Source organism: Zarconia navalis LEGE 11467, assembly GCF_015207075.1.
GTDB classification, from domain to species: domain Bacteria; phylum Cyanobacteriota; class Cyanobacteriia; order Cyanobacteriales; family Geitlerinemataceae; genus Zarconia; species Zarconia navalis.
Genome location: NZ_JADEXN010000165.1, coordinates 1 through 9,409, shown reverse-complemented (window position 1 = coordinate 9,409; position 9,409 = coordinate 1). Strand labels below are relative to the sequence as shown.

The 9,409-nt window shown below is 51.5% G+C and carries 9 protein-coding genes and 1 pseudogene; 5 read left to right on the top strand and 5 right to left on the bottom strand.

What is annotated here, in order from left to right:
* On the top strand, positions 1-781 hold a 781-nt coding region (locus IQ235_RS10635; RefSeq protein WP_264321445.1), incomplete at its 5' end, for an MFS transporter.
* A 165-nt stretch (positions 782-946) separates the two neighbouring features.
* Positions 947-3,151, top strand: a complete 2,205-nt coding sequence (locus tag IQ235_RS10630; RefSeq protein ID WP_264321444.1) for a molybdopterin oxidoreductase family protein — start codon at positions 947-949, stop codon at positions 3,149-3,151.
* Positions 3,152-3,165: 14 nt separating this feature from the next.
* Here IQ235_RS10630 and IQ235_RS10625 read toward each other — a convergent pair whose 3' ends face one another.
* The 3 genes from IQ235_RS10625 to IQ235_RS10615 all read right to left on the bottom strand — a co-directional run bounded on the left by IQ235_RS10625 (position 3,166) and on the right by IQ235_RS10615 (position 4,310).
* Positions 3,166-3,333, bottom strand: a complete 168-nt coding sequence (locus IQ235_RS10625; protein WP_264321443.1) for a hypothetical protein — start codon at positions 3,331-3,333, stop codon at positions 3,166-3,168.
* A gap of 148 nt (positions 3,334-3,481) precedes the next feature.
* Positions 3,482-3,694: a hypothetical protein gene (locus IQ235_RS10620; RefSeq protein WP_264321442.1), complete on the bottom strand. Its 213-nt coding sequence runs from the start codon at positions 3,692-3,694 to the stop codon at positions 3,482-3,484.
* A gap of 418 nt (positions 3,695-4,112) precedes the next feature.
* Positions 4,113-4,310: a hypothetical protein gene (locus IQ235_RS10615; protein ID WP_264321441.1), complete on the bottom strand. Its 198-nt coding sequence runs from the start codon at positions 4,308-4,310 to the stop codon at positions 4,113-4,115.
* A gap of 251 nt (positions 4,311-4,561) precedes the next feature.
* Between IQ235_RS10615 and IQ235_RS10610 the strand changes: the two genes are divergently transcribed.
* The 3 genes from IQ235_RS10610 to IQ235_RS10600 all read left to right on the top strand — a co-directional run bounded on the left by IQ235_RS10610 (position 4,562) and on the right by IQ235_RS10600 (position 7,981).
* Positions 4,562-5,014: a nitrate reductase associated protein gene (locus IQ235_RS10610; RefSeq protein WP_264321440.1), complete on the top strand. Its 453-nt coding sequence runs from the start codon at positions 4,562-4,564 to the stop codon at positions 5,012-5,014.
* Positions 5,015-5,117: 103 nt separating this feature from the next.
* Positions 5,118-6,851 (top strand): iron uptake porin, encoded by a 1,734-nt coding sequence (locus tag IQ235_RS10605; protein ID WP_264321439.1) that lies wholly within the window; start codon positions 5,118-5,120, stop codon positions 6,849-6,851.
* Positions 6,852-7,045: 194 nt separating this feature from the next.
* Positions 7,046-7,981: a LysR family transcriptional regulator gene (locus IQ235_RS10600; protein WP_264321438.1), complete on the top strand. Its 936-nt coding sequence runs from the start codon at positions 7,046-7,048 to the stop codon at positions 7,979-7,981.
* Positions 7,982-8,177: 196 nt separating this feature from the next.
* On the opposite strand, the gene IQ235_RS10595 is transcribed toward IQ235_RS10600, so the two are convergent.
* Positions 8,178-8,759 (bottom strand): hypothetical protein, encoded by a 582-nt coding sequence (locus IQ235_RS10595; protein WP_264321437.1) that lies wholly within the window; start codon positions 8,757-8,759, stop codon positions 8,178-8,180.
* Positions 8,760-8,780: 21 nt separating this feature from the next.
* A pseudogene (locus tag IQ235_RS10590) lies at positions 8,781-9,409 on the bottom strand (hypothetical protein); the annotation flags it as partial.

The window sequence follows — 9,409 nt, the reverse complement described above, 5'->3', positions numbered from 1 at the left end:
GTTCCTTGTCGGTCTGTACCTGTTCCAAGCCTTCGGTTGCTGGCAAGTCAACAAAGAATTGATGCTCGGCCAGAAGCGCTATCCCCCCGAAGAACGCTACAGTTTCTCTCAAGTTGCCATTCTCGAACTCACTTACATCGTTAACTTCGGTTCCGAACTCGCCGTTGTTTCCATGCTGCCTTCCTTCTTTGAAGGAACCTTCCCCCTTTCCAAAGCTCAAGCGGGGATGATCGCCTCGAGCTACGCATTCATGAACCTGATGTCCCGTCCCGGTGGCGGTCTGATTTCCGATAAGCTCGGCAGCCGCAAAATGACTATGGGCGCTCTCACCTTCTGCATGGGGATCGGTTATATGCTCCTCGGCACGGTGAACGGCGACTGGTGGTTGCCCGGTGCGGTGCTGCTGACCATGGCCTGCTCCTTCTTCGTCCAAGCCGGTGAAGGCTCCACCTTCGCCATCGTCCCCCTCATCAAGCGGCGGATTACCGGTCAAGTGGCTGGAAACGTCGGCGCTTACGGTAACGTCGGCGCGGTGGCTTACCTGACCATCTTCAGCTTGTTGCCCGAATGGATTGCCGGTGGCGGCGAAGTCACCCCTGCCATTATTTCCCAAGCTAACCAGTACTTCTTCTGGATGATGGGTACGGCCGCACTGGTGGTTGCCTTCCTCTGTTTCTTCGTCCTCAAAGAACCCAAAGGCTCCTTCGCTGAGTTCCACGAAGGAGAAACAGCCCCTGAAGCTCAACCGATGGGTACGATCTCCAGCGAAGTGCTCGAGTAATTTCAGTTAGCTTTCGGGCTACCCGATCGCTCTGGGTGGAAGGAATTGGGGCACTTGTCCCCGACCTTCCCCTATTTTTACTCTGGTTACCCTCGGGCGAACCCCCGATCGGAAAACCGGGTCATCGAAATCGACCGCCGATCGCACTTCTAGGAGGTAAGGGCTATGACACGATCTACCAAAACTCTTTGTCCCTATTGCGGTGTGGGTTGTGGTTTGGAGGTTTCTCCCCCTGCCGCCCCCGGTAAACCTACCAATCGAGATAAGCAAGGAAACCCCATCTGGAAAGTCAAAGGAGATAGATCCCATCCCTCCAGTCAGGGGATGGTTTGCGTCAAAGGGGGCACCATTGCCGAAGCTCTGGACAAAGATCGCCTTAAGTACCCGATGATGCGGGACTCTCTCGACGAACCCTTCCGCAAGGTCAGTTGGGATGAAGCCTTCGATCGCATTGTCGATCGCATTCAAACCGCACGGTTTCTCCACGGCCCCGATTCGATTTGCATGTACGGTTCCGGGCAATTCCAAACCGAAGATTACTACACCGCCCAGAAGTTGCTCAAAGGCTGTTTGGGTACGAATAATTTCGATGCCAACTCTCGCCTGTGTATGTCTTCAGCCGTGGCGGGATACATTCAAAGTTTCGGTTCCGACGGACCGCCCTGTTGCTACGACGACCTCGAAGAAACCGACTGCGCTTTTCTCATTGGTACCAATACCGCCGAATGCCACCCGATCGTTTTCAATCGCCTGCGCAAGCACCACAAAAAGAACCGCAACGTGAAGATGATTGTGGTCGATCCCCGAAAAACTCAAACGGCCGAGGCGGCAGACCTCCATTTGGCGATTAATCCGGGTACGGACATCGACTTACTCAACGGCATCGCCAACCTCCTGATGCGCTGGGGAAAAATCAATACCCTCTTCATCGAAGATGGGACTCAAAATTTTCCCGCCTACGCCGAAGTCATCGCTCACTATCCCCCGGAACTAGTCGCCCGCAAGTGCGGGATTCGCCTCGACGACCTGGAAAAGGCTGCCCGCTACTGGGCCGACTCGAAGCGCGTCCTCTCCATGTGGTCGATGGGAATCAACCAGTCCTCCGAAGGGACGGCAAAGGTGCGCACCATCATCAACCTGCACCTGATGACTGGCAATATCGGTAAGCCGGGAGCAGGACCTTTTTCCCTCACCGGTCAGCCCAACGCCATGGGGGGACGGGAAGCGGGAGGACTGGCTCACATTTTACCGGGATATCGGGTTGTGAAAAATCCCCAACACCGTCAAGAGGTTGAAACTTACTGGAAACTTCCCGGTTTCATCAATTCCAACCCCGGTCTGGCGGCTTGGGACATGATACTGGGTTTAGAAACCGGAGATGTTCGAGTTTTTTGGGTGGCGGCGACCAATCCGGCGGTGAGTATGCCGGATATCGAACGGACGAAGGCGGCATTGCGCAAGTCAAACTTTACGGTGATGCAGGATGCTTACTACCCGATCGAAACCGCAGCCTACGCCCACGTTTTGCTTCCGGCGGCCCAATGGGGGGAAAAAAGCGGAATTATGACCAACTCAGAACGAGTAGTCACCTATTGTCGAGCCTTTCGCGATCCGCCGGGACAGGCAAGAGCCGACTGGGAAATTTTTGCGGAAGTGGGACGGCGATTGGGCTTCGGGGAATATTTTCCCTGGCGTAACTCCGCTGATGTCTACGGGGAATTCGTGGGTTTGACGCGCGATCGCCTCTGCGATATGACCGGGTTGAGTCACGATCGCCTAGCGGAGTTGGGCCCGATTCAATGGCCCTGTCCGGAAGGAATGGCCGAGGAAGAGGTAAAAAATTCGTCGAAACGGTTGTATACTAACCTGGAGTTTGCCACCCCCGACAAACGAGCTAAGTTCGCGGCCTATCACTCGAAGGGATTGGCCGAACCCGCCGATGCGGAGTTTCCGCTGGTGCTGACGACGGGGCGAGTTTACGAACACTGGCACACCCAAACTCGCACCGGACGGATCGAGAAGATTACCAAAAAGCACCCCCACCCATTTATCGAGATTCATCCGCGCGATGCCGATAAGTTGGGCATCGATAACGATACTTGGGTAAAAGTGCGATCTCGTCGGGGTGAAGGCAATTTTCTGGCGAGAGTGACCAAAGCGATCGCGCCGGGAACCGTGTTCGTACCCATGCATTGGGGGGCACTGTGGGCGGAAAATTCCGAGGCGAATGCCCTCACTCACCCAGAAGCCTGTCCGGATTCTTTAGAACCGGAGTTGAAAGCTTGTGCGGTACAACTAGTTCCACTCGCCACTCAATTCGCCAGCGAATTGCCGCCGGTGGAAACCCTACAACCGACTGCGGTTCCCTAGGTTTGTTGAGTCTATTACTTCCACAAATAGGCTTCGCCGAGAACTTTGGGAATTTCCCCCGATCGTTCGGTGGTATGGGTCAAGGGAATAAACCCGAGGTAAAAGGAGGCAAAAACCGTACACACAATTAACAAGAAGCTTTCAGCACGATTCTTTTGCGAACTCCCAGAACGATGATTCATCACGATCTCCCTGTCCGAGTATTGAGATTTTGGTTAAATGGCTTATAAATAATCTTTTCTTATTTAAGATGAAGAAAATACATTTCTATGCCTACGATCCCATCTTAACCAATGGCTCAAAGTCGAAAATACATCCAAAGGAGTAGATTCAACGCACGAACCCGGCTTCGTGCCATAAGGTTGCTTCTCCCAAAATCGGTGCGACTTCCCCTTGGGGTTGAACCGTGGAAGCGCAAACGATGGGAATGATGCCGACGACAAAGGAAGCAATAACCACTGATACCACGAGTTCGATGGGATTTTCCTCAGACTCTTGGCGAGACTTAAAGGGGTTGGAATTCCGAAATTTTGGTGAGTTCATGCTAAATTAAGATTCCTGTTTTTAAAACGCTCGAAGGGTATGCAGCTCTTCGACACATATTTCCATCTTAGAATATGTATCAAAATTTACGGTTTGCTAAATAGCCGCTAGAAAAAATCTTTAGAAATTCTTAATAAGTTAAACAAAATGCAGGCTATGACTTGCTTTCACTATCAAACCATTAAAAAAATAACCGGTTTGAGAAAACAAGCTAGAAATAAATATTCACGTATTGTCTGACACAAGTCCTTTGCTGTATGAGGGTCTGTGGCTGTTGTGAAACTGATTCTCAAGCGGGACTTCAAAGCGAATGTCCCGACCCTGACTCAGTCGCAGAGTGGCAAACAAAAGTTCGCACAAAGTCAAGGGAGTATTAGAAATGTGTCAGATCCAATCGTCAGAGTAAATAACGTGCCGATTACTGTCCCAGTTCGCTCCAGAGGGTTCCTTCACCTGGAACCGTAGGGGCATCGGAGTTAGCCGACATCAACGTCGAACTCCACACAATAGGAACGAACCCAAGCACAAAAGAGGCGAGCACCACCAAAACGATCGAACTCCGACCGGAACTTTCCGTCCGGATACCAGCGCCATCAGTAATATGTTGAGTATTCATAACAAACAAAATCCCTGTTTTTTTAGCGATGACTAGAGCGAATCCTCGATCGGTATCTGAATACCCCTATCCCTATGACGATCGCGTTTTCGATACTTGTCTTGCTACCTATACGTTATGAATTATAGATATTTTCCAGGCTTTTGTATCCAATGTGACGATCTAAAGTTGTAAAAAGTAACAAGTCGCACAGATATTTCAAAGATCCGTTGAAATTTAGTCTGACCCTTTGTGGGAATGATGCCCGAGTGATGACCCAGTTTTTCAAATTTGAAGCCGATTTCGTCGAATCTCTGCGCTGCGTTCCCATGCAAGTGCGTTTTAAACTCGACACCTGTGGCATTAAACTAAAATTAACCCAATGGCATCGGTTTAACCAGGGCGGTCGTACTGCCCTCGTGGAGATGCCCTGCCAGACAGAATCAGAAATTCAAGCCTATCGCGAGTTTCTTTGCTGTCTGGTGCGAGAGCGTACTGGTGTTGAGGCGAAGGAATTAGACGTTGATACTCGTCCCCTGTGGAATATCAGCGATCGCCTTCCGACCCACCTCCAAGAAAAAGCCCAAACGATGGGGGTGACCATCGCCATTAACCAATGGGCGGCTCTGACCCCCTTACAGCGTTTCGCGCTCATTAAGCTCAGTCGTCCGAGCCACGAAAACAACAACTTTCTGCCCGCTCTCCAAGAGTTTGCCCTAGTCTGAAAACAGTGCGAACCAATCGCGTCAGATATTGTTGTGAAGCAGCATACAAAAAGGTTTGACCAACTCCTCTAGAGTTGGGCGTAATGTGAGGAGAATACTACCCATGAATCAATCCCATTTCATCCGCTTGTTCGTTCATCCCCTCGTGCTGGCAACGGCATTGCTACTCGCACCCACCGCAGCCAGCGCCAAAGAAGTCCCAACGGCAAAGCAGTCTGCCGGTCTGCAAACCAAAGGTTTAGCCCAGACGGCGATTGTTTCCGAGAAGGCGCTCGAAACTCAGTTCGACGCGGCCCCCACGCAACTGGTGCAAGTCCCCTCCGTCGACGAACTCGCGGCCCCCAAACCCGAAGCGCAAAGCCAATCTCAAGTCACGTCCGTCTCCCAACTAACGGACGTGCAGCCCACGGACTGGGCCTTCCAAGCCCTGCAATCCTTAGTAGAACGCTACGGTTGTATTGCCGGGTATCCCGACGGAACCTATCGCGGGAACCGGGCCCTGACCCGTTACGAGTTTGCTGCCGGGTTGAATGCTTGTCTCGACCAGATTTTGAATTTCCTCCCTAACGAAGGAGAAGTTAGCGCCGAAGATCTCGCTGCCATTCGCCGCCTGCAAGAAGAATTTGCCGCCGAACTGGCTACCCTACGAGGACGAGTGGATGCCCTCGAAGCGCGCACGGCCGAACTCGAAGCCAACCAATTCTCCACCACCACCAAACTGGTTGGGGAAGTAGCATTTGTTCTAGCTGATAGCTTTGGTGGCGACGGAACCGACGGTGGCGACGACGAAAGCCAGACCATTTTTGCCGATCGAGTTCGCTTGCAGTTGGTTTCGAGCTTCACCGGTCGCGATAAACTCTATACCCGTCTGACAGCCGGTAATATCGGCAACTCCTTCACCGATGAAATCGGCACCTTCGAGGGACGCTTCGCCTTCGACGGTCAAAGTGGCAATGATATTACCCTCGATCGCCTCCACTACGTCTTCCCCGTAGGTGACAAACTAACGGTGACGACCATGGCAAGTCTGGGAGGACACCACTTCTATGCCAACACCTTCAACCCCGGCTTGGATGTCGGAGGCGGTGCCAACGGGGCGCTGTCTCGCTTTGCCGAGCGCAACCCCATCTACCGGATTGGTTTGGGAGGACAGGGGATCGGTCTTAACTACCAATTTAACGATAAAGTGGGCTTGCAAGCGGGTTACTTGGCTCGCGGCGGCAACAATCCCTCTCAAGGCGCGGGTTTGTTCAACGGCAACTACTCGATTATGGGGCAGTTGGAAATTGAACCCACCGATAAAATTAGCATCGGCTTGACCTACGTTCACGGCTACGATCCCGAAGCCGGACGGCGTTTTACCTTTGGCGGCACGGGAACCAACCTAGGTCGTCTCAATGCTGGCAGCTTGAACGCTATCGGTGTTGATGCGACAGAAGTCATCAGTAACTCCTACGGGGCGCAAGTTCTGTTTAATGTCAGCCCGAAATTCCGCGTTGGCGGTTGGGTGGGCTTCACCGATCTGATTCTTGACGGTTTGGGAGGAGATCCCGAAGTGTGGAACTACGCCATGACGTTGAGTTTCCCAGATTTGGGCGTACCGGGTGCGCTGGGGGCGATTATCGCCGGGGCAGAACCCTATCTCGGCGGTTTGAACGGGATCGACAATACCGGGTTTGAGAACGATATTCCCCTTCATGTCGAAGCCCTTTATAAGTTACCCGTGTCTAATGGAATTTTCATTACCCCTGGGGCGATCTTCTTGCTCAATCCCAACCAAGACTCCGACAACGACAGCATCGTCATCGGAACTCTGCGCACGACATTCCAGTTCTAAGGCAAACTAGAGCTAAGCAAGCCCTAAGAACGCTGTAAAAATCGCTCGGTTTGGTGTGAAAAACGCCAATTGTCAGCCCGGATGTCACTTGTTGCATTCGGGCTGTATCATTTTCTACCGAACTCTGGAGAGGAAACCGCTAAGATTTGAACTTCATCAATGCCCCTCCCCTTTAGACTAAGGTTTAGACCCAGGTGCGCCTAGAGCAATTACAAGCATTTCTGGCTGTTGCCGAAACGGGAAGTTTTCAAAAAGCCGCTCGGTTGTGTAACGTCACCCAATCCACTGTCAGCCGCCAGATTCAGTCTTTGGAATCTCAAGTTGGTTTGCCCCTATTTCATCGCACCTCTGCTGCTAAACTAACCATTGCCGGCGATCGCTTCTTTCCCCATGCCAGTAAAATCTGTCGGGAGTGGAAAAGTGCGGTTCGGGAACTCTCGGATTTGCTCGATGGCAAGCAATCGGAACTGTGCGTAGCGGCGATTCACTCCGTCTGCGCCCACTATTTGCCCCCCGTCTTGCAGAAGTTCTGTCAGGGATATCCCGACGTGCAGTTGCGCGTCACCTCCCTGGGAAGCGATCGGGCGTTGAAAGTTTTGCGGGATGGTTTGGTGGATATCGCCATCGTCATGAATAATCCCATGCTCACCGCCAGTCCGGAAATGGTGATGGAAGTCCTCTACGAGGAGAATATCGAAGTTCTCATGGCCGTCGAACATCCCCTAGCCGCCTATGATTTCGTGCCGTGGACGGAGTTAACCCATTACGATCATGTCGTCTTCAAAGATGGCTACGGGATGCAGCGTCTGGTTCAGGATGTGTTTTCCAAGCAGGGGAAAACTCTCAATGCGGTGTTAGAACTCAATACCCTTGATGCCTTCCGAGGAGTGGTGCGACAGGGCAAACTCATTTCGATCCTGCCCCATTCGGCTCTGCTCGAAGCCTTGACCGATCGTACTCTTGCCGTACGCCCGATCGCCGCAGATACTGAAATCCTCCCCGCTCTTACCCGTCAGGTGGTGTTGGCAACCACAGACGATCGCCTGCAAATTCCGCCAATTCAAAAATTTTACAAGCTGGTGCGCGAGTATATTAACACTGAGGCGATCGATCGAAGTAACAAGCAATAAATACATCTAGGAGTGAGATGACTAGCTCGAAATGATGTAATAAAATATTGAATCGATCGCATTAACAATCGCCAAGTTCGATCGTTAGGTGAATAATTTAGCAATTGGTAATCGGTCATATAATTTTTTGGATCGATCCAAAAAATTATATGACCGAGCTAAAAATATCGATCGTCAACATTTTTAAAATTTCACGTTAACATTCGATTTCATCCTTTGGAGACTCTTCAGGTTCCTCTTCGATCGCATCCTCCGTTTGCACCACAAAGGGCAAACCCGCTCCTGTCAAACCACGCTTGAGCCGTTCTGGAGTTTGCTCGAACAAAACGAAAAATGGAAAAATGCGATCGGCCCCTTCGCAGTACATATGACGGTGCTGGTAAGGCATGACCCACTCGTAGCCTCTGTCAAGCAAAACTTGTGTTTGCCGCCAGCGCAGAAATAGATCGGAAAAGTCTTCCCCAGGACGATGAACGAACACGAAAATTTCAATTCCGGTTTTAATTTTCCAGTCGGGATCGCTCATCAGAATCCCAAATTCGCAGGGGAGACACAGGGTTTCTCCCGCGCTGATATCGATGCCGTTGAGTCCTTTTTGGGAAATGCCTTCGCGCAACCGCACTAGGGGAAAGGGGATAATAATCAAACTTTCATCGAGACGGCGCAAACTGGGAATTTTCTCCATGTAAGGCCGGTACTCTTTCAACATCGCCAGCATGGATGGGGGATTACCATACTCGGCCAGCCAGGATTCGTAATGGTGTTTTTGAACGGACATCGATTTTGCTCGAATATTTCTTTACAAATCTGCTCGTACTTTTTCTATTCTAGACTGCGAAGTTTTTCGCAAACGACAGCGATACAGTTGGTAGGGAATCCCCAGGCGATAGTATCGATCGAGATCTCGATCGCACTGACTGTCTGAGGAGACGATCGCAATGCTGGCAGGATATGCCGCTTGTTGCAACCCCGGCCCGACAACCCAGAGGTTAAAAGGCGGTTCCGGCAGCGGTTGTAACTGTGACAGACTTTGCCAGACGGCATCATATCCAGTCGATCGATCTAAAAAGGCAAATTTGACGTTCGGTGGGGGTTGCGAGGGGGAATGTGCCATTCCCGGTTCGATGTCTGGTTCCGGGGTCCGATGGCGTTTTTGCAATTCCAGGGCAAAACTCAAACCCAATGCCGCTTCTTGCAAGTTTTCGTATCCCACCACCATTACCAGGGGTACGGTGCGATCTAACATCATTTGTCCGGCGATGCGATCGGGATAGTAGGGTTTGTGGAACACCCAGTTATTAATCGTCAGGAGGGAACTTAAGAAACCGACGGCGAGGGTGATGGATAACGGCGATCGAAGGTTTTGCCAACGCCAGCCTTGTTTTGAAGATGTCGGCAATAATTTGGAAATGCGATCGAGACTTGCCC